This window comes from Verrucomicrobiia bacterium, from assembly GCA_035629175.1.
Lineage (GTDB): Bacteria > Verrucomicrobiota > Verrucomicrobiia > Limisphaerales > DASXHY01 > DASXHY01.
The window spans coordinates 153,070-178,413 of sequence record DASPIL010000096.1 but is presented as its reverse complement, the minus strand read 5'-3'; the positions used below and the strand labels follow the sequence as shown (position 1 = coordinate 178,413).

Genomic DNA, 25,344 nt, shown 5'->3' with positions numbered 1-25,344 from the left:
ATTCGGAATTGTTTCAACTAGGGCAGTCGCATCAGGAAAAATCTCGCCGTTTCGCTGGCGTCAAAAATATTCGTCACCCGAAATGTTCCTCCATGCCCGAGCTGATTCGTCGACAGGATCGTCCAGCTTTTCAGCGGCGTTTCCAGGTTTGTTGAGGTGAGAGTGTGAAATTCAGTTCCTGGTGCGTTCCCGTTCGCACCCTTCAATATGAGTTCGGTGCCGGAGATCTCGATATCGCTGATCAGCGGCTGCACGATTGGAGCGGCTCCCGCAAACGAAACGATGCTGTTCGGCGGCAGCGTGTAATGGAAGGACCCGTTCGTTACGCTGAATTCGGACAGCGCCGTGAGGGACTGGCTTGCCGAGGTAATCCAGGGTTTCAACATGACCGCCGCTGGAAAGTTCGTCAGCTGGAAATTTTGTTGGAGCGGCAAACCGTAGGTGTTAATTGCAATGATGGTGAACTGGTTGTTGGTGATGTTTCGGTACGCGCTCACCGCACCCGATCCGGAATTGGATTCACCTATTCGAACATGACCCGGCCTCACGAACCGGCTGAACTGCGCCATCACGTAGCCGCGCCGCTGCACGACGCCCGAAGCGCTCAACAGGCCATTCACGTTGCCAAGGCATTTCCACCAGATGTAGGCGCTCATTCTTCCGCCAGTCAGGCAGTCGTGAATTTGCTTTGCCGTCTGGATCGAGGTTTCCATCGTCTGGTCGTTGACGAGATATTCAGTCTGCCAGACCCGCTTCCCTTTATTCAGCGCGTTCGAATAGGGAACGATGTTTGGGAAACCGTACAGGTGGCCGCCGATCAGCGCGATGTTCGTGACAGCAATGGGATCGTTGAGCGACGGATCGGACAGCGCGAAGTTGAAACCCAGCGACTCCGGCATCATCACCGGGGCGCTTTTGATGACGCCCGCATTGGTGTGGAAAAAATTGCGCAACTGTGTTCCCGTCCAGACGCAACCCTCGTAATCGGGATCCCAATCTGGCTCGTTCTGGATTGAGATCGCACTTAGCGGCACGCCATTCGCAAGCATGTTGCTGGCATACTTTTCCAAGTACCGGCCGTAGCTGCGGTAGTGCTCCAGCTTTAGGGAACCTCCGACAATGTTGGTCGTCGTCTTCAATCCCGCGGGCGGCGTCCAGGGGGACGCGAGCACACCGGCGCCGCGCGCACGGGCAAGTTTCGCCTCATTAACACTGCCGTTCCAGGCACCCACGCTGTTCGACCAATTGTTGTTCGGCTCCACTCGCACCCGCAGCAGCGTGAGGCCGAGGCGATTCGGCGCATCCATTTTGAACAATGTGTCGGCATTCGCATTGTTGAGCATTGATCCGTCATTCAGGAACACCACGCCTCCTCCGAATCCGTCGATTTGCTGGCGGAGATCATTCCAGTTCAACTGTGCTGACGCTGGGGGCAGGAATCCGTCTGCCGCGGAATCCAGGTTTGCCACGGTGTATTGCACACCCGCCATCCCGAACACGAATTTGTCGATTTGAAGACCATCCTCGCGCGCGCCGATCTGGAAGCTCTGTGTCAGGTTGGTCGAACTCACCGGGAATCCATTTCGGCCAGTGAACTGCGAGAGGTTCACCCATTTCCAGACGTTGGCTCCCGCTTGGCCTCCGCCCGTCACGATGGAGGAACCGTCCGTGAAGCCTGCGGCTCCCAACCCATTCACCGTCACCCAATCAGCATCGCTCACCGGGGATTTTGCCCCAAAACTATTCCCGTAAAAAAGGCTGTCGTCATTTGGTGCATCCGGCCCGACACGCATTCGTGCGTAAAGCTCGTAAACCGCCGGGGCTGGAAACGTCACAGTATAGGTACCAACGCGAGAAGGGCTGCCGGGATTCCCAGGATTGATTCGATCCGTTGACGGATGGATGTAATGAACCTCGCCTGCCGTTTCTTGTGCGAGATCCGAACCCAACTGACCCGACTCGGCTTCGAACGTCACTGAGGAATCGGCGCCGTCGACTGACTGAATCGTCGCAGTCAGCAAAGCAGCACCGAGAAGCAAACGGCCTGCAATGCTTGGGAATGTAACTGCCGATGGAGTAAGATGAATCGCGGCTTTCGGCATGAATAGACGGGCGCAGCCAATACATTGAGTGTGTGCGCGAAAGCTACAGAAGGCATTCCACCGCTGATATACGACGAATGTCGTATGAAAACAGTATGTCCCGAGCCGTCTCGTTGGACCGCAGCGCGAGCGCGGCAACTTGCCTGCGATACGGACGCCGCGTGGCTGCCTGGCGTCAAGGTTGGATGACAACCCTGTAAAGCCGCATCGGATCGGAACCCGTGGAGTTGGTGAACGTGAGTTGATTGCCGGCACCCGACAAAGGCGCGCCGAGATTCATCCAGCTGCCTGTCGTCAGGTTGGTCCGATATTGAACCTGATACTGCGCGCCCGGAACTGCGCTCCAGTTCAACCGAATTACATTGTTCGACACTGTCGTGCTCGTGAATGCAGGTGCCGCGATCGTACTGCAGCAAACGAGGTTGGACGTCACAATGGTCACATTCCACCCCTGTATAAACCCGCCATCGACCTCGTATTGGTCGAGCACATGCAAGGCCCATGCCCCGTTCGGCGACTGCAGCAACGGGGCAAGGGTCGCGCCAAAAGGCTCGGGTGGATTCCCGGCGAAATTGTCCGGATGGTTGCCTGTATGATCCGTTGGCCGGTAGGTTCCCGAAAAAATCCGGCTCGTCTTGGGAAGAAGATCTCCTGTGTCGTGGAATACGAGATCGATTCCGTTGACTTCGAAACCGCCGCCCGAATCGGAGATGAGTTTAACGCTCTGTCCGCCGGGACCCACCAGCACAGCATCAATGTCCGACGGCCACGTATGCCAAAGGCCCAGCACGGAAACTGTCGCGTGGAATACTGAACCCTCAATGCCTGAAACCACGATGGTCGATGGATACGGACTACCCAGGCCATCGGCCAGAACGATTCCGTCCATGTTGCTGAATACGTTTGTCTGCAGAGTCAGCTGACCCAGCACAACCTGCTGTGTCACGACGCCGAGGCTCTGGGCTCCATCATTCACTGCGAATACGGCAGTAATGACGCCGCCGCACGCGCCGGCAGCAACAAAGGTGAACGAACGTGCCACACTTTCGCCGGGCGCCACCGTGCCATACGCTTGGACGCCGCTCAACGCCTGGATGCCGTTGGTTGTGAGCAATGACACGTTGAGATTCAGTGCCGGTCCGCCTCCAATGTTTTCGAGAACGAGCTCGGCAGTCACGGATTCAAACGCATCAATGGCTCCATTTGCCGGGACGCAGGATTCAACAGTTGGGTTCAGCGCAACAACGCTCATCACGGGCGTTTGTGGAATCACCGTAAAGTCACCCTCGGAAATATCGTAGAAAATGTTGCCCGCTGCCTCCACCTTGATGCGTGCTTGCGATGTCGAGACGTCAGGCAAGGATACCACGCATGCCCCTGTGTTCGGCACATTGGTTGCCAGCAGATAGGCAAACGTTTGTCCGCCATCGGTTGACAGCCGGATGTTGACGCCGCTCGCATTAATCGGGCTGTCGGCCGTGCCCGCCACGTCCCAGATCACCGTCTGTTCCCCCGTCCAGGCGACGGCGGCCTGCGGCGAAGTGACAACAAAGGGCCCTGCAAATCCGATCACGTTCACCTGCATATCCGCATCAGCAACGCCACCACCGCCCGCTCGATTGTCGCGCGCGGTGACTCGAAACGTGAGCGTTCGAGTCGTGCCAGGCAATCGCTCCTGGTTCCAATTCGTGTTGGCCAGCACGCTGCTCAATTTTGGAAAATAGCGGACGGGAACATTCGTCGGCGGCAGCGATCGGAACAACGGATTATACCCAAGGTCAGGATCGCTCAGGTTGTCGGAATATCCGCCCGCATCCAATTGTTCCCAGCAGAACGTCAACGCATCGCCGTTTGGATCGGATGCGGCCGCTTCGAGCACAAACGGTGTCTGCGCAGGAATCGAAAAGCTGCCGGGAGTGCTTACAACAGGTGCGCCATTCCCCGTGGCGGTGGTCGTGCCGCACGCAACCGACGAAAGGAACTGCCGGATCTGATCGAGGCTGCCAGCATGAAAGTAGGCGTCGCTCGCATTCTGCACATCGTTCGGATAACAAATTCCCGCATAGGCCATGATGGTCGAACCGCTGCCCGGCTCGAACGCTGCATTCGCCGCGCGCTGCCCGCCACATCCGTCGGTTTCCGCGTTGAACGTATGATCGGCTCCGAATTGATGTCCCATCTCGTGCGCCACGAAATCGATGTAAAAAGCGTCGCCTGTCGGGGTGGGCAATCCCGTAACTCCACGTGCCTTTATTGTCGATGTGCAAACGGAGCGCATCGTCGCAATCCCGCCCCCGCCCGTGCTGAAAACGTGGCCAATGTCGTAATTGGCCGCGCCAATCTCCGCAGTCAGATTGTTCTGGTTTTGCGCGAGCATCGCTGACCCGTTGTTGTTCGAATAAGGGTCAGAGGCTCCGCTCGTGTAAATGATCCGATGGTTGTTGGCAACCAGCACCAGCCGCACCGCGAACTCGCGTTCGAACAGCCCATTGATGCGATTGATTGCGGTGACGATTGCAGCCATCGCGTTGCTGACTGTTCCGCCGAAAAACTGCGTGTACTCCCCCGTGGCCGCGACTGCGAGCCGGAACGTCCTCAAATTTGCGCCGAACATCGTTCGTTGCGCATCTTCAGGCGAACCGCTGTCCGGTTCGGCCGCTTGAACATTCGGCTCCGAAATGCATTGCATCGGGAAGGGCATTGGGTAATCGCGTTTGTAGTAGCTGATGTGCAGGTCAGTATTGCCGCGATAAGCGGGATCCACGTAAACCGCGCCCCCTGCCGACAGCACCTGCGCATGCAAACCGAACGGCGACTGGTTCAATCGAACGGTCGCGGTCGGATCATCCACCCCCTGCCCTGCGTACGTCTTCAATTCAGGAAATCTCGCGGCAAGTTCAGGCTCCATCGTCGCAACTTCAACGACGGTGAATCGTTGCAGCGTGCCATCTGGCATCGGCAAAACCACCTCCGTACCAACCTCACCGGAGCCACCCGGCCCGGCGGCGCGCGCCTTTGCAGCCTCTGCGTTTGAGATGCCGGCGTTCCGGGAAAACAACGTGCCCTTTGCCGGGCTCACCCACCGTTCCGCCGTATTCGTGGATGCATCACCGCTCGCCCGGGTCCACACCGACTGCGCCTCTGCCTGTGCCACCGCGTCGGGGGTCAACCTGCCCAAACAAACGAGGGAAAACGCCAAAGCAAACCAGCGCGCTGCCTGGAAAAGTTCGCCTGGCCGCATTAAAAAAGGCGGTTTATGCATGTCGCATTCTATCGGCGTCCTCCACAAAAAAACGAGGGGAATTCAGGACGCAGAGCGCCCTTCAATGCCCGGCAATTGCCTCGACTGCATTCGCCAGGGGCTGCAGCAGGAGCGAGGGTGCGCAACCCAGGATCACAACGCCGAGGGCAAGGAGAATCAGCACGGTCTGGCGTAAAGGCGAGACGGGAAACGCGACCGCATCGGCACCAGGTTCCGCGACATAAATTTGCTTCAGCACCTGCAGATAGTAGTACAACGACACCGCGCTCATCGCGATGGCCAGCACCACGAGCCAGAGAAGTCCGAGGTTGGGATCGCTCTGCAGGACCGCGGCGAAGACGTAGAACTTGCCGAAGAATCCGGCCAGCGGTGGAATGCCGGCCAGGGACAACATGAAAATGAACATGCAGAATGAAGCGACGGGCGAACGGCGGCTCAACCCGGCGAAATTGACCAGCCGATCCGCACCTGTCCCCTGCTCCACCACTGCGACCACACCAAAGGCGCCCACGGTCGTTAATCCATAGGTCAGGACATAATAAATCAACGCAGGAACCCCGGCGCCGGGATCGCTCACGACTCCAAGGAGCGCGTAGCCTGCGTGCGCGATTGCCGAGTAGGCAATCAATCTGCGAACGCTCGTCTGCGCAATGGCAGCGAGGTTGCCCAGGATCATCGACAACGCCGCGAGGATCGCAATCAGAGGCGCCCAGCCGGTTACAAACTGCCGCCACGCGCCACTGCCCTCCACGGTTTCGAACCCAACCATCATTATTTTCGCGAGGACAAAGAAGCTTGCGACCTTCGATCCCGATGCGATGAAAGCCGCGCTGGGAACAGGCGCACCTTCGTAGGCGTCCGGCGCCCAGAGGTGAAATGGGACAGCGGCGACTTTGAATGCAAAACCAACAACAACCATCACAATCGCAACCACCAAAAGCGGGTCTCCCCCCTTTCCAGCCAAACCGGATGCGATCACGGAAAGCGTCGTCGAGCCCGAGAAACCGTAGACCAAACTCAATCCGAACAGCGTGAACGCCGCTGCCATTCCGCCAAAAAGGAAATACTTCAACGCCGCCTCTGCAGACTTGATGTTGCGCTTGTTGAACGCGGTGAGGATGTAGAGCGAAAGACTCGTCAGTTCCAGCGCCACAAAAATCATCAGGATATCCTCGGAGCTGACCAGGAACATCATGCCCACGGTTGCGAGAAGGATAAGGGCGAAATACTCGCCGATATGCGGCGTGAAGCCGGTGTCAATCGATAACAAGATGGTGAATACCGTCAGGATGAGGATCCCGATCTTCACAATTCGCGTCAACGGATCGGCGATGAAAATCCCCTCCAAGACATTCGTCTGCCCAGTGCTGATCAACATCCACGCCATTGCGACGCCGCAGCCAACCGCCGCAATCATGGCTCCCAGCAACCGCCGTGATCGCGGCGCCAGGTCGCGCATCCAGAAATCTCCAAGCAACACCGCAAGCGCAGCTGCCGCCACGATCGTTTCTGGCAGCGCCAGTTTGAGCAGCTCAAAGTAGCTCATTGTGCGCCTCCCCTCTGAATCCATTGAAACAGCGGCGAATCAAAACTCGGAACAATCACGCGCAACAACACATGCGGATAAACGCCCACGATCAATGAAGCGCCAATCAACAACACTGCACCCAGGCGTTCCGGCACCGTGATGGGCTCCATCGGTTCGTGGACGACGGGCTTCCCCTGAGCGTCGTCGGAGTCTCCAAAGAACGCCTTCTGCATGGCGCGCAGCGTATAGGCCACGCCGATGAGAATGCCAATGCCGGTGATCAGCGCGAAAACCGGATACGCCTTCCACGCGCCGATCACAACCTGCAGTTCTGCGATGAATCCGCTGAAGCCAGGCAGCCCCATCGAAGCCATTCCCGCGATCACAAACGTAACAGCCGCAAACGGCATCGCGCGCGACAGGCGCATCACCTCGAGCAAGGGCAATTCGCGAGTGTGCGCGCGTTCATAAACCATCCTTCCGACAACAGCGAACAGCAGGCCCGCGATGACCCCGTGCGAAAACATCTGCAACACGGCACCGCTCAATCCGATCGTATTGAGCGTGACCAAACCCAGCAGCACGAAGCCCATGTGGCTGACGCTGGAATAGCCAATCACAAATTTGAAGTCCTTCTGCACGAGTGCAACCATTGCCCCATAAACAATTCCGATGACGGCAAGCAGGGCAAAGACATCGCGCCAGGATTGAAAGCCAAGGACGCTGAAATTCCATTGCGCCATGCCCTCCGGGAACAACGTCATGGCAACGCGGAGGCAGCCGTAAGCGCCCAGCTTCATCACCACGCCCGCGAGCAGCATCGAAGCCGCGGTCGGCGCGGCCACATGGCCTGTCGGCGCCCAGGTGTGAAACGGCCACATGCCGGCCAGGATTGCAAATCCGACGAAGACCAGCGGGAAGGCCCACATTTGGAAATTGCGCGGGAAAGGGTATTGCGCCAGTTCGATGAGGCTCATCGTGTGTGCGCCGGAAACCACATACGCGGCCACGAGTCCCACCAGCACCATCGCGCTGCCAATAAAGGAATACAGCGCCAGCTTCATCGCCCCGTATTCTCGCCGCGTCGATCCCCAAATCGCTATCAGGAAGTACTTGGGAATGATTGCAATCTCGTAGAACACAAACAGCAGGAAGAGATCGAAACTCAGAAACACTCCATACACCCCGCCAATCAGCGCGAGGTAGAATGCAAAGAACTCCTTGGCCCGATGCTCGATGTTCCACGAAAAGAGCATTCCCGCCACGGCCGCAAGCCCCGTCAACAACACCAGCGTAAGGCTGACACCATCCGCGGCGAGTTGGTATCGAATTCCAAGCGTTGGAATCCAGGCTGCGTCCGCCACGGTCGCGATGGTTCCCGTCTTGAACTGCGCGAACCCGAGCAGCGCAACCACGAATCCGGCCAGGGCCGCTGCAAACGCGACCCCGCGTGCCGCGCGCGCATTGCCCGCGGGCATGAGCATCAGGGCGAACACGCCGGCGAACGAAATGTAGATGGTCCAGGCTAGCATGGCTCAGAACGGCAGTTCATTCACAATCCGCACCACCGTTGAATTGAACATGCCGAGCAGCAGTTGTGGATAGATGCCCAGAACGAACATCAATCCGGTCGGCACCGCGAGCAGCACGCGCTCGCGGGTGGTCAGGTCCGGGAAACTCGACCACCGCGCGTTCAGCGGCCCATTGAATACCCGCTGCAGCAGCGTCAATATAAAGATCGCAGTCGCCAGCAATCCGATCACGGCGAAGGCGGCGGAACACATCGCCAACGGAAATACACCCTTGAAAATCAGAAACTCGCCAACGAAGCCGTTCAAGCCGGGCAATCCGACCGACGAAAACAGCGCGATGCCCATGAGTCCGCAGAACACCGGCGCCACTTTCCGCAACCCCCCAAAATCATCAACGCCGCGGACCCCGCCGCTCCGCTGTTCGATCAGGCTCACGAACCAGAACAAAGCCGCCGCTGTGAGGCCGTGATTAAAAATTTGCAGCAATGCTCCGTTCAATGCGGCGGCCTTTTGCAACGGAGGATGGGGCACGCCGGATCCGGCCGTTGCCACTGCAAACACCGCGAGCATGCAGTATCCCAGGTGATTGATCGATGAATACGCAAGCATTCGCTTGATATCGCGCTGCACGAACGCAGCACTTGCTGAAAAAACGATCGTGATGACTGCCAGCACCAGGAGTGGCGTGCGCCATTGCTCCAGTTGCTGCGGAAAAATGGGGAGCAGGATTCGGAGGAATCCATACATGCCCATCTTCGACATCACTCCAGTCAGCAGCATCGTGATGGGCGATGGCGCTTCGCTGTAGGTGGCCGGAAGCCACGTGTGAAACGGCATCAGCGGCACCTTGACCGCAAACCCAAGCAACGCGCCGGCAAAAATCAGGGCCGCAACCGTCCCAGCGTCGAGCCCCGCCCAGTTCAGGCTCGCGGCGACAGACGGCAGCAACTCTCCACTGCGCGCCAGGGCAGCCAGCGCTGTGAAATCCGAGACATGGCCGGTGCCGAGGAACAGCGCAAGGAATGCGAGGAGCAATCCAATGCTGCCTACGATGGTGTAAACAAAGAACTGCGCAGCCGCCGCGACGCGCTGCGATCCGCCCCACAGCCGCACAAGGAAGAAAGCCGGGATCAGGCTCAGCTCCCAAAAGACAAACCAGTGAAAGAAATTCAGCGCCGTGAACGTTCCGATCAACCCCGCCTGCAGGAATAACAGGAGCCCAAAGTAAAGCTGCGGACGATCCGTCACTCCACGTGATGCGACCATCGACATCAGGGTCACAATGGATGTCAGCAGGAGCATCATCATTCCCAATCCATCCACGGCGAGCCGGTACTCAATCCCAAGCGTGGGAATCCAAAGATGCTTCTCCTCGAACTGGAATGCGCCGGATTCCGAATTGAACGCGCTCAACAACAGGAGCGTGAATGCCAGCACGGCAGCGCTGATCCCGATGCTGAACGGCCGGGCGGCCTTCCGGTTCTCGGATCCGATGGCCATGACGAGCACACCGCCAACCAGCGGCAGCAGCGTGAGCAAGGTGAGCAGAGGCATTCCCGTCATGAGCCCCGGCCCCCCCAAAGCAGCCAGACCACCAGCACCACCAATGCGGCGCCGATGACCCGAAGATAGGTTTGAACGCGGCCGCCCTGCAGCCGCGACAAAAGCCGTCCGCCCAAGCCAACCCGGCGACAGCCCTCATCGAATCCAAGGTTCACCACGTATTCGTCAAAAACACGGCTCACCCACGACAAGCCCACAATGCCATATGACAGCAATTGCACGACGCCGCTGAAGACCCAGCGGTCCAGGAAATCACAGAACCGCGACCACCACGCGTTAAACGCGATGACCGAATGTTCATACAGTTCGTCGATCCAATACTTGTTCTCGAGCACCTTGTGGAAATCAGGCCTCAGTTTTTCGAGAACGTCAGGCTGGTCTGCGGTCCGCAGGGTCTTGCGTCCATAAAACCACCAGCCGAGGCCAATGCCGATGAAAACAACCACCGAAGATACCACCATGAGGGTAACCACGTCGGACGTGAACCCGGATCCAGTGTGCGCGCCCGTCAGGAACGTTTGAAACCACGGCCAGGCGGGAGTGCCTAAGAAGCCGAGCACGATTGCGCACACTGCCAGAATCACCAGCGGCATGGTCATGACGGCCGGACTTTCATGGGGCGCCGCATGGCTCGCGTGGAGGCCTTTCGCGTGACTGCCCTTGGGTTCAACTGCATGGCGGCTGCCCCCGCGGTTCGTGCCGAAGAACACCAGGGCAACCTGGCGCGTCATGTAGAACGCCGTCATCAAGGCACCCGCAATCCCCAGGTAAAACGGAATGTGCGACACTTGCCAGCCATGCGCGGCGTGCAGGATTTCGTCCTTGCTCCAGAAGCCTGAGAACAAAAGTGGCACGCCTGCCAGAGCCATCATCCCAATCGCATACGTCACAAAAGTCACAGGCATGAATTGTCGAAGGCCTCCCATTCGCCGAATGTCCTGTTCATCGTGACAGCCATGGATGACTGATCCAGCTCCCATGAACAGCAGCGCCTTGAAGAATGCGTGGGTGATCAGGTGAAACATTCCGACAGCGACTCCGCCCACTCCAAGTCCCATCATCATGTAACCCAGCTGTGAAACCGTTGAGTAAGCGAGGATGCGCTTGATATCGTTCTGCGCCACCGCGATCGATGCCGCAAACACGGCGGTGATGGCGCCGATCCACGTGACCACCTGCAACGAAGCGGGCACGGCGGTGCTCCCCTCCGGAACCACGCTCATCAGCGGGTAAACGCGCGCCACGAGAAACACTCCGGCCGCAACCATTGTGGCCGCATGAATCAAGGCACTGACAGGCGTCGGGCCTTCCATCGCATCCGGCAGCCACACGTGAAGCGGCACCTGCCCGGACTTGCCGACCGCTCCAAAAAAGATCAGCAACCCGATCGCGGTCGAAACCGCCATTCCAATTGCGGTAGTCTGGGAAACGAGCGCGCCCAGCGCTGTGTGCTCCATGCAGCCCGTCCCGTTATCCGTGTAAAACTGCAACGTGCCTGTTGCCGAGTAGAGCCAGACCATTCCCAGCAGAAACGCCACGTCGCCAATGCGGGTTGTAATAAACGCCTTCTTGGCCGCCGCCGCCGCGCTCGGCTTGTGATACCAGAATCCGATCAACAGGTACGACGTCAGGCCGACGAGCTCCCAGCAGATGAACAGCAGCAACAGGCTGTTCGCGATCACCACTCCGAGCATCGCGCCTGCAAACAATGCGAGGAACGTAAAGAACCGTGTGAAGTTCTGGTCGTGCGCCATGTAGCCAACGCTGTAAATGAAGATCAATGTTCCAACAAACGTGACCATCACCAGCATGACCGCCGTGAGCGGATCCAGCACCCAGCCCAACTGCAGGACGCCGCTCTGACCAGATGCGAATTGCAACCAGGGGAAATGGAACACCTCGCGCGCCGCGCCGGCAGGCTGGTCCATGGCGCGCAAAAATGCACACAAGGACAGCAGAAACGACCCCGCCATTGAACCGATGGCGAGCGACGCGGACAGCTTCTTCGCTCGCTGCGGCGCAAGCGCGCTGATCGCTGCGGCGAGAACCGGAAGCGCGGGAATCAACCAGAGGTTTTTGACAATCCAGCTCATCCCTTCAAACTCGAAACATCATCCACGTTCACGCTCCGGTAATGCCGGTAAATGGAAATGATCAGCGCCAGCCCCACTGCAGCCTCGGCCGCGGCTATGCCGATGGAAAACACCGCGAACATCACGCCGCCAAGCGCTTCCGGATTCGGGCCAAATCGCCAGAAGGCTATGAAATTCAGGTTGGCGGCGTTCAACATCAGCTCAATGCCTATCAACACGAGGATCGAATTCCGGCGCGTAAGGGCACCCGCCAGACCAATCGCGAAGAGAAATGACGAAAGCAGCAGATAACCCGCGAGCTCACTCATGTCCTGCCTCCTTTTCGTGCATCGCAATGATCACAGCTCCGATGAGCGCCGCGGTCAGGAGAAGTCCAATCACTTCGAGCGGCAAAACATAACGATGCATCAATGCTTCGCCAATTTGACGCACAGTGACTGTCGGCGCGACCGTGCCGGCAGTCCTCGTCAACTCGCTGCGACTGACGGCCCAAACCAGCACACCCGCCACTCCGATGACGACTCCCACACCTGCCACCCAGCTTGTGGAGAACACCTTCTCCTCGCGATTCTCTCCACTGCGAGTCAGCAGAATGGCAAACACCACAAGAATCGAGACAGCGCCCACATACACAAGCAACTGCGCAAAGCCCACGAACTGCGCGTGCAGTTGCAGGTAGACAGCCGCCAATCCCGCAAACGCAACCACGAGCGCGAGCGAGCAATGAATCAAATGCCGCAGCGTCATCGCCGCAACTGCGGATCCGATGATCAATGCTGCTATGATGGCAAAGCCGAGTGTCATGGTTTCACTTCAACGTCATTCCGCAAAACGATACGTGCGCGGCCCAACCCGGCCGCGATCGACAAGCCCCCGGCCCAGCAACACGTAGGATCCAATCACTAACAGAGAACATGCGACCCAGCGTGTGATGCCCGGCAGCGGCTGCATGAAATGCCAGATCGCCGCAACCAGGATGTTCAACAGCGTCATGGGGAGCATGAACTTCCATGCAAAATTCATGAGCTGATCCTGTCGCAGGCGCGGCAGCGTCCCGCGAACCCAGATGAACACGGCGATCAGGACCACGAGCTTTAGGAAAAACCAAGCCCACGATGGGATGAACTGCAGGAACGCGAGCGGAGCGTGATAGCCCCCGAGAAAGAGAGTGATGCCCAGCCCGCTCACCGCGAATAAACCGAGGTATTCACCCAGGAAAAACAGGGCAAACTTGAATCCCGAGTATTCGATGTAATAGCCCGCGATGATTTCCGACTCGCCTTCCGGCAGGTCGAACGGCGAGCGATTCGATTCAGCGGTTGCTGCGATCATGAACAGGATGAACCCGGCGAAACCCCATGGAGTGAACACATGCCACTGCGCGAGCCCGTTCGTTAATCCACCCTGCGCATTGACGATTTGCGTCAACGAAAGCGAGCCAACCATCATGATGACCGTGACGCTGGAAAGGATCAGCGGAATTTCGTAACTGATCATCTGCGCAATCGCGCGCATCGCGCCAAGCAGCGAGTACTTGTTGCGGCTCGACCATCCCGCCATGAACACCGAAAGCTCCATCGACGCCGCCACCGCAAAGAAGAACAGCACGCCGGCATCGAAATCAACAAGGGTCATGTTCCGTCCCACCGGCAACAAGGCGAGGACCAGGAATGGCGGAAGCACCAGGAAAAGGGGCGCAAGGAAATGCACCACCTTGTCCGCGGAACGCGGAACGAGGTCTTCCTTGATCAAGGCCTTGATGCCGTCGGCCGCAGGCTGCAGGAAACCAAACGGTCCAACGCGATTTGGGCCAAGCCGATTCTGAATCCGGCCAAGGCCTTTGCGCTCGAGGATTGTGGTAATGGCGAACAGCGAAGCGAACACGCCCATCAGCGCCGCGATGGAGATGAGCACGGCGAGGTACGGCTGCCACGGCTCGGGCGCGAAGCCAACGAGCCAATGTTTCAGCGTGACAAAAATCTGGTCGATCGTCTCAGCCATGTTCACCAATCCATCCGCCAAAAGGGTCCATCCTGGCGCAGATGGGAATCAGCACACTCAAGCCGCATGGAATTGCCGCGCAGCCGGGCCGCTGCGGACCGCGGAAAATAAACAGAGCGTGCGAGAACGCCAGAAGAAAAAATCCAGCCTTGCCCGATGCTATTGGAACCGTGCGAACTCATCGCGCGGCGGGAGCCGAAGCGGGTTTGGGCTCGGTACCCACGGGCGCATTCGGGGCGGCAGCCGCGGCTTTGGCCTTCGCTTCAGCAGCAGCCTTCGCTTTCGCCTCAGCGTCTGCCTTCGCCTTCGCCACGGCCTTGGCTTTCTCCGCCGCCATATTCGCATCCGACTCAGCCGCGTCAGTCGGGTGTATCTGATGATAATGCTCGTTCGACATGGCCAGCTGATGCTTGTTAACGAGCAACCCGCCAAAGCGGTCGCTGTTGCTCAGCTCGAATTCGGTGTCCATCTTGATGGACTCAAACGGACAAACCTCCACGCAGATCTGGCAGCTCATGCACACGGAAAGATCTATGTCGAAGACCGCCGGGTAAAACTGTGGCTGCCCCTTGTAATCCACCCGCTTGTCCTTGCTCTTGACGATGTAAATGCACTTGGGCGGACATTCTTTCTCGCAAATCTGGCACGCCACGCAGCGCAACCCCTTCTTGGGATCCTCGCCATCGTAAACAAGGAATGGAAACTGCCGCGAAGCCTCCGGAAGTTTCTGCCGTTCGTCCGGATACTCGATCGTCGGCAGCCGCTCCGCCGAGACATAACTTCCGAAGAAGTTTCTGGCGGTGACCGCCATGCCTTTGATGATTGCTTCGCCTAACATACTTCAGACTTCAAAGTTCAACGTTGCACGTCGAGGGGAACACGGTTTCACCGATCCACCTCGCCCAGTACAATATCCACGCTTCCTAAAATGATGATGATGTCGCCGACATTGTGCCCGAGACACATGTCCTCAAGAATCGTCAGGTTGATGAAACTCGGCGGGCGCACGCGGTATCGATAGGGATTGGGCGAGCCATCGCTCACGAGGTAAAAACCAAGCTCTCCCTTCGGCGCTTCAATGCGGCCGTACACTTCGCCGGGCTTTGTCCGGAATCCACGCAGCTTCGATTTGGGATCCATGATCGGGCCGCCCGGAATCGCCTTCAAAGCCTGCTGCAGAATCTTGATCGATTCATGCATCTCCAGCACACGCATCATGTAACGATCGTACACATCGCCATGTTCGCCCAGCGGCACGCGGAACTCGAATCGATCGTAGATGCCGTACTGGTCCACCTTGCGAATGTCATAATTGACGCCGCTGGCCCGGAGCATCGGGCCGGTGATGCTTGCACTGATTGCAAGATTCGCGGGCAGGACACCCACGCCCTGAGTGCGGGCCATGATGATCTCGTTCTCGCTCAGGAGCGTTTCGAATTCCTCCAGGAAACGCGGAAAGGCATCGACGATGTTCTGCGCCTCGCGCAGCCACGCTTCCGAGGCGTCCGTACGCAGCCCGCCAAAGCGCATGAAATTGCACATCATTCGCGCGCCGCTGATGGACTCAAAAAGATCGAGAATCTTCTCGCGTTCGCGGAACGCATACATGAGCGGCGTTCCCATCGCTCCCATGTCCTGCAGGAGAAAGCCGCACAACGAGGCGTGATTCTGGAGCCGCGTCAGCTCGGCGAGAATGACGCGCAGGTACTCCGCGCGTTCGGGCACCTGGAATCCCGCAAGTTTCTCGACGGACATGCAATACGCCCAGTTGTTCGTCATCGAGCAAAAGTAATCGAGCCTGTCGGTATATGGGATGGATGCCAGATAGCTTGTACCCTCCCCGATCTTCTCGTGGTTGCGATGCAGATACCCGAAGACGGGTTTCAGCTTCACCACGCGCTCGCCATCAAGCACGACGTCCATGCGAAACACGCCGTGGGTCGAGGGATGCTGCGGACCCATCGATATCTCGAGCAAGTCGCCATCAACAGCGCTGCCGCTGCGCTTCGGCATCAGGGTGTAGTTTTGCGCCGGAATGCCGGGAATCTCAACCGAAGGCGTGTTCACGGCGCTCCCTCCCTTGCCTGGTGTGCCTTGGCGCGTTCGAGGACTTCGTCGTGCGGAGTTGGCTCGTATTCGAAATCGTCAGGCTCCACGTAGTCCTTTCGCATCGGATGATCCTTGAACTCGTCCCACATCAAAATGCGCCGGAGGTCGGGATGGCCCTCAAAGACAATTCCGTACAGATCGTAGATCTCGCGTTCCTGGAATTCCGCGCCGCGCCAGAGCGGCGTAAGGGAAGGCAGCGTGACATCGGTGCGGTTGGGCGTGCGCATGCGAAGCACCAGCGGGCCGTGCTTGAGGGAAATGGAATACAGGTGATAGACGGCCTCGAGGCAGCCCGGCCGGAAGGTCTTCTTTACCTCCTCAACCTCCTTTTCCACGCCATCGACGACCTTCTTCACCTTGATCTTCTCGGCCAGCTCGGCGTCGAGGAAATCCAATCCGGTTGCGTTCGACAGGTAATCCAGCCTGAGAGCGGAATCATCCCGAAGGAACCTGGCCACGGCAAATCCGTGCTCACGATCGACAAGCAGGGAACGCTGGCCCGAGGGGCTGTCGTTCGGAACGATCTCCAAACGCGCGCCCGCAACTGACAGTTCTACCCGTGTTTTTATCTGCTCGAGAGTTTCCACAATTTGTTTGAAGCCGGCTCCCGGCAGGAGCCGTGCGGTTCAAGTCCGAACCATTCCGGGCGGTTGCCAAATCTCGGTGTTCTTGGAAGGCACCAGGTCGTGTTCGCCGAATTGAGGCACCGGAAATTCGCTCGGCGCGCCAGCGTGCAAATGCCGTGGCCGATCCGCACCCGTGAGCTTCTGCTCATCGATCTTCTGCTGCAGTGTCATGAAGGCATGCAGCAGGGCCTCGGGCCGAGGCGGACATCCAGGGATGTGCACGTCAACCGGCAGAAACCGGTCGATCCCTTTCAGCACATTGTAACCCTGCTTGAACGGACCGCCGGAAATCGCGCAGGCGCCCATCGCGATCACATATTTTGGCTCGGACATCTGGTTGTAGAGCCGCACCACCTGGGGCGCCATTTTCTTGGTCACGGTCCCCGCCACAATCATCAGGTCTGCCTGGCGCGGCGAAGGCCGGAACACCTCAGCCCCGAAACGGGCGAGGTCCCAGCGTGACATCGAAGCCGCAATCATTTCAATTGCGCAGCAGGCCAGCCCGAAGCCCAGCGGCCACAGCGAGTTCTTGCGACCCCAGTTATAGAGGTCCTCCAGCGTCGTCACAAAGACGCCCTGCTTCTGCAATTCACTTTTTAAACTCTCATCCATGGTCGTGTCATCTCCAGTTCAGCACACCTTTCTTCCACGCCCACACCAAACCTTCGACCAACAGCAGCAGAAAGATCATCATGGCAATGAAGGCTCCGGCTGACAGGCCGGTGAATGCCACGGCAAAGGGAAGCAGAAAGATGGTTTCAACGTCGAAGATCAGGAAAATGATCGCGTAGAGATAGTACTCAGCTTTGAACTGAACCCAGGCGTCACCCTTCGATTCCAGGCCGCATTCGTAGGTGGCGTTTTTGTCAGGTCCGGGTTTCTGCGGAGAGAATTTCCGTGCCCACAACCAGGCCAGCGCCAACGGCGTCAAAGCAAATCCAATCGCGGCCACAATGAGCACCAGGATCGGCAGGTAAGGATTTTCCGCAAACGGCATATGAAACGATTTGCTTAAACGTTGCCGCACCGTAACCAACGCCACCCTGCCCCGTCAAGAAATGGGCAAGAATTGTGCAGGAATGGCCAAGCAACGGCACATCGCGCGCGTCCGTCCCGTGCTCCCGGAAAAACGTTCCGAGGTTATTCCTGCCCTTCAGGCGGACGAAGTCCGACTGAATGCGCGATCTCCTCAAATTCATCACGGCTGACATCCTCAAGACGCTTGCCTTTCGCGGCCAGCCTTTCGTTGATCTTGATGGCCTTCTCGGTCATGACCTCGTGCGTTTCAGCAGACCCGCCCACAAGCGCAAAGTTTGGCCCCGTTGTCACGCGCTTGTGTCCGTCCGAATCAAGTCCAATGCCCAGCAGCACAGCCTTCTTACGCAATCGTTTTTTTGGAGTCGCCACGCACCGCAAGCTAGGGGCGCTATCCAATGAGGTCAAGTGATGTCGCCCCGCAGACGCCGGAGGGTCGTGACTAAAGGCCCGTTAAATCTGATCACCCGCTTTAATCACGCGGCGATCGTCGGATGCATCCGTTGAAATAAAAGGCGGGGAGATCATCGCTGATCTCCCCGCCACGAATGGTTGGATTGTGCCTGCGGCGATTACGGCTGACGCAGCCGATAGAACACCGCTGGATCAAGGGAGTTGATGTTCAAGACAGCCTGCGTACTCGAAGCGCTTCCGGCGATGTCGTGCCAGTTGATCGATAATCCAGTACTGAGGGCATTTGTCTGTGATTGCAACACCCAGCCCAGATGTGTGGATGGCCAGGACAGCGTCAGAGTGTTTCCACTGCGTGAGGCCGTGATGTTCGTCGGCCCGGTTGGAGCCGCTGTCACGACTGTCACCGTCCCGTTTGCGGGGTTGAAGCTGAATCCCAATCCGGGGCCGGCAGAGCCCAGGACGGCGGCAAAATTCCCGGCGCCGGCGCCACTGCTAAACAGTGTGAAGGTGTCGCCGAGCACGAGAGGTGTTCCATCAGACGTCGCATTGCTGATCGTCAGGAAGCCGCCATATTGGGCCGATCCGATCCCGACAATCTGATCGCTTATCGGAGAGCCGCCGTCCTTGCTGACGCGGAAGCCAGCATTTCCGTGCAACGTGAGCGTGGATCCATTGAGGGTGAGCACGCCCATGCTCAACGTCCCATCGCCCGCGGCGATCGTTCCCGAAGCGCCCACCGTCACGGGCCCTGCAATCGATCCGCTGCCTGCAAGCGTGCCGTTTGCCACGTGAGTGAGCCCGCTGTAGCTGTTGGGACCGTTCATGTAAACCGTGCCGGATCCCGTTTTGGTGAGCCCCCCGCCCATCGATGTCGCGTCTTCCGTGAAACCCGCGAGGATGCTGATTGCGAAACTCTGCGAATCGAGGGTCAGTCCACCGCTGCGAATCACAGGGACGACAGGAGCCTGGATGAAGTCGGTGCTCGCAGCCGAGGCCTGGAGAGTCCCGCCGTTGAAGTACGCCGTTTGGTTAACACCCGCAGTGCCGTTGTGGCGAAGTTGTGCCGCCTGAAGCAGTCCGCCGTTCAGATGCAGTTCCGCATCCGCCGTCGCATTCTCACCCAGCCACAACTGGCTCGGGTTCAGCACCTGCCCGCCATTGATCACCAATCGGCCTTTCGCTCCCAGTGAAGCGATGACGAATGATCCCGAGGTTGTGGTTTTGCTGAAGTTGCCGCCATTGATTGTCAGGGTGCCGTCGGCAGCCACGTTGTTGCGGCCAATCACGACCCAGTTCGAGACCTTCACGACACCGTTGTTAACCGTCATCGAACCCGCGTTTGCTCCTTCAGCGATCCACAGATCACCGCCCGTGATGTTGAGCTCGGAGTTCGTGCTGACGATCACGCTGCCGCCATTGACCTGGTTGTTCGCACCGTTCAACCGGTTTGTGGCCGTCAACGTCAGCGTGCCCGTTCCCACCTTGATGAGGCGAAGTCCGCCAGCGGTCCAATCCATCGTGCCGTCCCATGTCGAACTTGCGTTCGCGCCGCCGACGGTAAGGATCGGGGTGCCGGTGAAGTTGTTCACTTTGCCCGCCCCAGACAGGCCGTTGATGGTTTCGCCAAAACCTGCGAGCTCCAGCACGGCATTGGTGTTGACGACGACGTTTCCCGCGCCAATGCCATCGGGAACTGCGGTGGCACTGCCCAATTGAAGCGTGCCTTCGCTGATCACGGTGTTCCCTTGGTAATCATTCCCGGCCAATGCGTTCGTGACAGTTCCAGTCCCTCGTTTGCCAAAGCCGGCGACGCCGGAGATTCGGCCGCTGCCGGCAATGGAATAACCCACCGACTGGTTGCTGACCATCACGCTCGAGGGGCTGACAACATTGCTGAGCAATACGAGGCCGCTGCCGAGATCGTTGAAAACGACAGAGTCGCCAGGAACGACAGGTTCCTGGTATTTGACGGGGGTCGAACCTGCAAGCCAGTTGACGGTCGAATCGATGTCCCAGCGATTCGCAAGGCCAGGTGCGGCGTTGGTTCCGGTCCAGACAAGGCCCGTGCCGGCGTTCAGAACCACCGCGTAAAGCGTGCTGCCCGCCACGTGATTGGAAAGGATCCCAGAGAAGCCCTGCTGGCTGCTTGCCACTGTCGCGTTGAACGATCCGCTGAGCGCACCCGTGTACTTCACAATCGGGAACGTTCCTGCGGTGAACGTGCCGCCGAGGCGGACCGTGCTTATGCCGTTGATCGTAATGACTCCTGCTTCAAGTACTGCAGCGGCAGGGTTCGTCGCGCCGGTCAGCACGATGCTCAACGTTGTCGCGCCGCCGCTGCCCAGCGTAAGATTGCCGATCTTCGCAGCGGAATCCCCAGCCACACCGAACGTCGCGCCATCGGCCACGGATACAGCGCCCGCAGGAATTTGATGCAACGGTGTGACGAGCAGCGTCCCGGCAGTGACTGTCGTGAGGCCGCTGTAGGTGTTTGCGCCTTTCAACAGGAGCGTGCCCGATCCGAGTTTCGTCAGGCCACCGTTGCCGCCGGCGTTCAGGAGCGCCTGAGCAATCGTGATATTGTTCGTTGACGAATCGATCCTTGCACCGCCCGCCAGGACATTCGCGATGTTCAATCCCTGCATGAAGGTTGCGCTGGGTCCGCTGGCCATCAATGTTCCGCCATCGAAGTTGAACGTCGATGTGCCGAGGGCCGAGCCCATCCGCACCTGAGGCGTGATCAATAATCCGCCCGTTGCCAGGTGCACGGTTCCGGTTCCAGGTGTTCCAAAGCCGCCGACATTCAACGCGCCTGCAAGCGTTGCAACGCCAGTGCCGCCAACCTGGAATGTGCCAGTGCCGTTCTCGCCCACGATCACCACATTGCCGCTCCCGAGCTGGTTGAACTGGCCGCCTGTAACCGCGACCGTTCCGCGACTGCCGGGGAATCGGCCGATCACCACCGACGCATTGTTGTTGAACTGACCGCCACTGACGAGCAATTCGCCGATCCCGTACGCGCCGACCTGAAGCAGGCGCCGGAAATCCGCACGTCCGCCGGAGATCTGGTATCGCCCAAAGGTATCCACCTGATCCGCAGCATTGCCTCCGATACGCAGATCTGCATTTGGCCCGTAGTGGTTCGTCCAGACACCGCCGGTCTGGTACACCATGCCCGTCGCGTTCAAGCCTTTGCCAATCCACAGGTTTCGGAAACGCAGGATCGCGTTGTCCTGGATGTCCAAACGCCCGTTGTCGCCACCGCCGGCGAGCGTTGAATCCGACACATTGAAATCATTGTTGCCCGTGTCGAAGGTCGCATTGCCGCGTAACACGAGGCTCGCGCTGACCGATTCATAATCGCTGTTGTAATAAGGAGCGATCGCAGTCCAGGTGGTGTTCGTGTAGCGCGCATCGCCTTCGAGGACCAGCGAACCATTCTTGATATGAACCAGGACGTTGCCGCGATTGGTGAGGATCTTCGTGCCGGCGCCGTCGAAGTTGAGCCGGCTGTTGCCGCTGATGACGCCGCCGTACTGCACCGTGCGTCCGGCATCCACGAAGAATGCCGACTCCGCGGCCATCGTGATCGGTCGCAGGCTCGTCGCGTTCTCCGTGAAGCGCAGCGAACCACCGCCGAGGGTGATGCCGCCTGAGGCTGATCCGAGGGCTGCGTCGGAATTCACCACGAGCGCGCCGCCCCGAATAAAGGTGCCGCCCGTGTAGCTGTTTACAGTGTTCAACGTGAGCGAACCTGTGTTTGATTTGATGATCGAAGCCGCCCCGGCAATTCCGCCCGAGCCGAAAATGCGATACGGGTGCGTGCTGTCCGCAACCACTGTGAAGGGCCGGACTGTTGTGGCCAGCGCGATGTTTGTGCGAGGAGGATTGACGAAATCATTAAACAACGTGTCGTCAAAACGGACGGGATCGCCAATTGATCCATACTCCAGATAGCGCGCGGTGGTGCTGAAGCCGTCGAACCAGTTCGCACTGGCATTGATATCCCAGTTCCCGTTCACCGAACCGTACCACGAAAGGTTCTGTCCCGTGGCCGTCACATTGAGATCAATCGTTCCGCTGCCGGTGTTGTTCACGAGGCTTGCGGTCACTCCGGGAGGAACCGAGCCAAGGGTGATATTCGCGAGATTCGGCAGGGGCGCGCCATTGTGGGAGATGAGCGGGAACTGGCCGATCTGCAGGCCGACGCCCGTGATGTTGATTTTGATTCCTGTGCCGGGCGCTGAAATGCCGCCCGCAACTGACAATGCCGGAATGGCCGGATTTCCAGTCACCGTGCCATAACCAATCTGCAGGACGGCGTTGTTCTGAAGCGTAAGGCTGTTTGCCGAGTAGGAAGCCGATCCGCCCGATGCGTCGATCTGCAACGTTGCATTGCTGACCGTCACCGCAGTCGCCGTATAGAAGGTCAATGCGGGGCTGACACTCAGTGTTCCGGCCGTGACGACAGTGGGGCCGCTGTAAGTGGCGCCGCTGTTCAGGGCCAGCGTTCCGGTTCCGATTTTTCGCAATCCGCCCCCGGGAGACGCTCCGTCTTCCTGCAGCGAAATCGATGCGATCGTCACGTCGAAACCGTTGTTGTCAAACACCAGCCCGCCGGTCTGGATATACGGCGTGGTCGAGACAATGAAATCCGCGCTGGATCCGCTCGCCTGAAGTGTGCCGCCGTTGAAATAGGCCACAGACGTTGCAAACGCGCCATTCGGGCGAATCTGGTTCGCCTGGACCAAACCGCCATTCAATCGAAGGGTGGCGTTCGCAGTGGCCCCTTCGCCGAGCCAGAGGTTTGCGTTGTTCAGCACGGTTCCGCCATTGACGATCAGCTCGCCGGTCGCCCCCAAAGAACCGACAACGAAATTGCCATTGCCGCCCTTGACCACGAGGCCGCTGTTCACCGTCAGTTTTCCGTTCGCTGCAGAACTGTTGCGTCCCACCACGAACCAATTGTTTGAAGCCGCGATCGTTCCGCCATTGAGCGTGACGCTTGCCGTCACGGGTCCTTCGGCGATCCAGAATTCTCCCGCAGGCATGAGCAGCGATCCCGTAATGGTGGCGATGCCACCGTTGATCTGGTTCGCCGCGGTGCCGTTCAGGCGGTTGATTCCGCTGATCGTTGATTGGTTCGTTCCCGCTTTGATCAATGCAACATGGCCGGCGGTTGTGTCCGCGATGCTGCCCGCCCAATTCAGGGCGGCGCCACTATTTCCAACGGTCAACACCGCGGAGTTGGTGCTCGAGTTGGTGATCACTCCCGCGCCTGACAAACCATTGATTGTGTCAGCAAAGCCGGCCAGATCGAGAACGCCCCCGGCGGCAATCGTCACGTTGCCTGCGCCAAGACCGTCCGGAATTGCACTGGCGATTCCCGCCTGCAACCGCCCGCCATTAATCATGGTGTTGCCTGAATACGAATTGGTGGTTCCCAGAACCAGTGCTCCTGCGCTTTCAATGGTCAACGATCCGTTGCCGCCTATGCTTCCCCCGCTCAGGGAATAATTGCCAGCCGAGACAACCATCGATCCAGGCGTGCGGGTGCCTTCCACCGAAATCGCGGACTGAACCGTGCCGAGCGTGCCAAATGTGACATGATCCGTGTCCACGTAGGAGATGAGATTCGCTCCGCTGTTGGTGGTCCAGCTCGCCGAGGAGGTATTCCACACGTTGCCCACGCCCGCCCATTGGACGTTCCGCGGCAAGTGAATCGAAAGCGTCGCCACACTGCTGGTTCGCGAGCTGCCGCTGTTGGAGATCACCACGTCATAGCTGCCGACGTGCTGCGCTCCAACGGAATTGATGGTGTAACCCTCGCTGTTGGCTCCGCTGATGTTCGTGCCATTGAGCCGCCATTGATACGCCGGGTTCTGGCCGCCGGCTTCGATCGCAAAACTCGCCGGTGATCCCAGGGCCACTGTCTGGCTGGCCGGCACCGGGCCGCTGATCACATACACATTCGTCGGCGCAAAAAGAAACTGGCTCGGCTTCAACGCTGAGTCGCTGATCCGCACCTCATCGATTCCGCCAAACCAGCGGTCCACGTGATTGTCGGACTGAAGATCGCTCGTGCCGTATCGGCCGCGGCCGATCGTCCATCCCCACTGCGCGTCGCCTGCAGTAGTCGATCCCGCATCGTCATACGCAAGACGCGTGTCGCCAGGGGTGAGGATCATGTTGCCGACCAATTGATATCCCGCGCCGGAATCCTTGTACAACTTGACTCGCGTGCCATCGCTCACCACCGCGACGTTGTACCACGTGTCGAGCGCGAGTGTTCCCGTTGAATCGGAAACGGTGTAGAAATTGCCGGCTTCGTCTGCGAACTCAACGCGCAGGGTTCCGTCAAAGTGCTTGAAATACAAAGGCGCAGCGCTCCCTCCGGCACTCACGCCGTTTCCATCGCGCCCGACAAATGTTCGATGGCCTGTGTTGTCTGTCGATCGGATGGAAGCTTCAATCGTCCACTGCAGCGGCTTGATGGTTTCCAGGTCCACGCTTGGCGCGCTTTGAGCCGACCATGTGAACAACGCAGGAAAACTTCCCGCGTTCATCGTGCTGAAATTATTTGGAGAACCTGTCAGCGGGATCGTCGCGGCGGGCACCGTCGACGCATACGTTGCGCCCGCGAAGTCATGCTGCCAGGCCCACACGGTATTGCCATTGCCAGAGACATCCACAACCCTGATGCCAACGCCCGTTGCCGTCGTGGTGCGTTCGTCCGTATCCTCCACCTGCGTCACGCCCGCGACAGGCGTGTTCACGCCATCACCTTCGAAACGCCAGTAGGCGACCGTTCCCGCGCTCGCGGAAAAAACCTGCGTAAAAGCTGCCACGGCAGCCAGGGAACTGAGTAATTTGCGACCAGGACGCGGACACGGATATTCCGGAATACATTTCATAGGGAAGACTTTTCATTGATTCTCTTCAGACGGCGCAGAGTCTTCGCGGGTGCAGTCACAAATGTAAAGCGGGCGCGATAACACTTTTGGGTGATATGCCGGTATTTACGGATTGCATGTCAACGCCGCCAAACCGAATCAGATCATCAATCATCGTCGTGGCTC

General features: G+C 58.6%; 16 protein-coding genes. All 16 read right to left on the bottom strand.

All coding sequences use genetic code 11. From position 1 onward, the window contains the following. Positions 1–17: 17 nt before the first annotated feature. Positions 18–2,102 carry a hypothetical protein gene (locus tag VEH04_17400; protein HYG24557.1) on the bottom strand — a complete coding sequence of 695 codons (2,085 nt, stop codon included), beginning with the start codon at positions 2,100–2,102 and terminating at the stop codon, positions 18–20. Positions 2,103–2,277: 175 nt separating this feature from the next. Continuing rightward, positions 2,278–5,364 carry a zinc-dependent metalloprotease family protein gene (locus tag VEH04_17395; protein HYG24556.1) on the bottom strand — a complete coding sequence of 1,029 codons (3,087 nt, stop codon included), beginning with the start codon at positions 5,362–5,364 and terminating at the stop codon, positions 2,278–2,280. Between the two features lie 61 nt (positions 5,365–5,425). After that, positions 5,426–6,910, bottom strand: a complete 1,485-nt coding sequence (locus tag VEH04_17390) for an NADH-quinone oxidoreductase subunit N (protein ID HYG24555.1) — start codon at positions 6,908–6,910, stop codon at positions 5,426–5,428. Continuing rightward, complete coding sequence (locus VEH04_17385; protein HYG24554.1) at positions 6,907–8,424, bottom strand: NADH-quinone oxidoreductase subunit M; 1,518 nt, start codon at positions 8,422–8,424, stop codon at positions 6,907–6,909. The genes VEH04_17390 and VEH04_17385 overlap by 4 nt, the downstream gene beginning before the upstream one ends. A 3-nt stretch (positions 8,425–8,427) precedes the next feature. Further along, positions 8,428–9,987 (bottom strand): NADH-quinone oxidoreductase subunit M, encoded by a 1,560-nt coding sequence (locus VEH04_17380; protein ID HYG24553.1) that lies wholly within the window; start codon positions 9,985–9,987, stop codon positions 8,428–8,430. Further along, a complete protein-coding gene (nuoL, locus tag VEH04_17375; GenBank protein ID HYG24552.1) occupies positions 9,984–12,080 on the bottom strand; it encodes an NADH-quinone oxidoreductase subunit L in 2,097 nt (698 codons plus the stop codon). The genes VEH04_17380 and nuoL overlap by 4 nt, the downstream gene beginning before the upstream one ends. Then, complete coding sequence (gene nuoK, locus VEH04_17370) at positions 12,077–12,388, bottom strand: NADH-quinone oxidoreductase subunit NuoK (GenBank protein HYG24551.1); 312 nt, start codon at positions 12,386–12,388, stop codon at positions 12,077–12,079. The genes nuoL and nuoK overlap by 4 nt, the downstream gene beginning before the upstream one ends. Beyond that, positions 12,381–12,884, bottom strand: coding sequence for an NADH-quinone oxidoreductase subunit J (locus VEH04_17365; GenBank protein ID HYG24550.1), 504 nt, complete (start codon positions 12,882–12,884; stop codon positions 12,381–12,383). The genes nuoK and VEH04_17365 overlap by 8 nt, the downstream gene beginning before the upstream one ends. A gap of 15 nt (positions 12,885–12,899) precedes the next feature. Next, positions 12,900–14,081, bottom strand: coding sequence for an NADH-quinone oxidoreductase subunit NuoH (nuoH, locus tag VEH04_17360; GenBank protein ID HYG24549.1), 1,182 nt, complete (start codon positions 14,079–14,081; stop codon positions 12,900–12,902). 178 nt (positions 14,082–14,259) lie between these two features. Next, the gene (locus tag VEH04_17355) at positions 14,260–14,919 is read right to left on the bottom strand and encodes a 4Fe-4S dicluster domain-containing protein (GenBank protein ID HYG24548.1); all 660 of its coding nucleotides are present in this window, start codon (positions 14,917–14,919) and stop codon (positions 14,260–14,262) included. A gap of 47 nt (positions 14,920–14,966) precedes the next feature. Next, positions 14,967–16,094, bottom strand: coding sequence for an NADH-quinone oxidoreductase subunit D (locus tag VEH04_17350; GenBank protein ID HYG24547.1), 1,128 nt, complete (start codon positions 16,092–16,094; stop codon positions 14,967–14,969). 50 nt (positions 16,095–16,144) lie between these two features. Then, complete coding sequence (locus tag VEH04_17345; GenBank protein HYG24546.1) at positions 16,145–16,777, bottom strand: NADH-quinone oxidoreductase subunit C; 633 nt, start codon at positions 16,775–16,777, stop codon at positions 16,145–16,147. A gap of 39 nt (positions 16,778–16,816) precedes the next feature. Continuing rightward, on the bottom strand, positions 16,817–17,428 hold the full coding sequence (locus VEH04_17340; GenBank protein ID HYG24545.1) for an NADH-quinone oxidoreductase subunit B: 612 nt from the start codon (positions 17,426–17,428) through the stop codon (positions 16,817–16,819). Positions 17,429–17,435: 7 nt separating this feature from the next. Further along, the gene (gene ndhC, locus VEH04_17335) at positions 17,436–17,813 is read right to left on the bottom strand and encodes an NADH-quinone oxidoreductase subunit A (protein ID HYG24544.1); all 378 of its coding nucleotides are present in this window, start codon (positions 17,811–17,813) and stop codon (positions 17,436–17,438) included. A gap of 143 nt (positions 17,814–17,956) precedes the next feature. Then, entirely contained in the window at positions 17,957–18,223 is a 267-nt protein-coding gene (locus VEH04_17330; GenBank protein HYG24543.1) for a hypothetical protein, read from the bottom strand. A 200-nt stretch (positions 18,224–18,423) separates the two neighbouring features. Beyond that, on the bottom strand, positions 18,424–25,179 hold the full coding sequence (locus VEH04_17325) for an autotransporter-associated beta strand repeat-containing protein (GenBank protein ID HYG24542.1): 6,756 nt from the start codon (positions 25,177–25,179) through the stop codon (positions 18,424–18,426). Between the last annotated feature and the right edge of the window lie 165 nt (positions 25,180–25,344).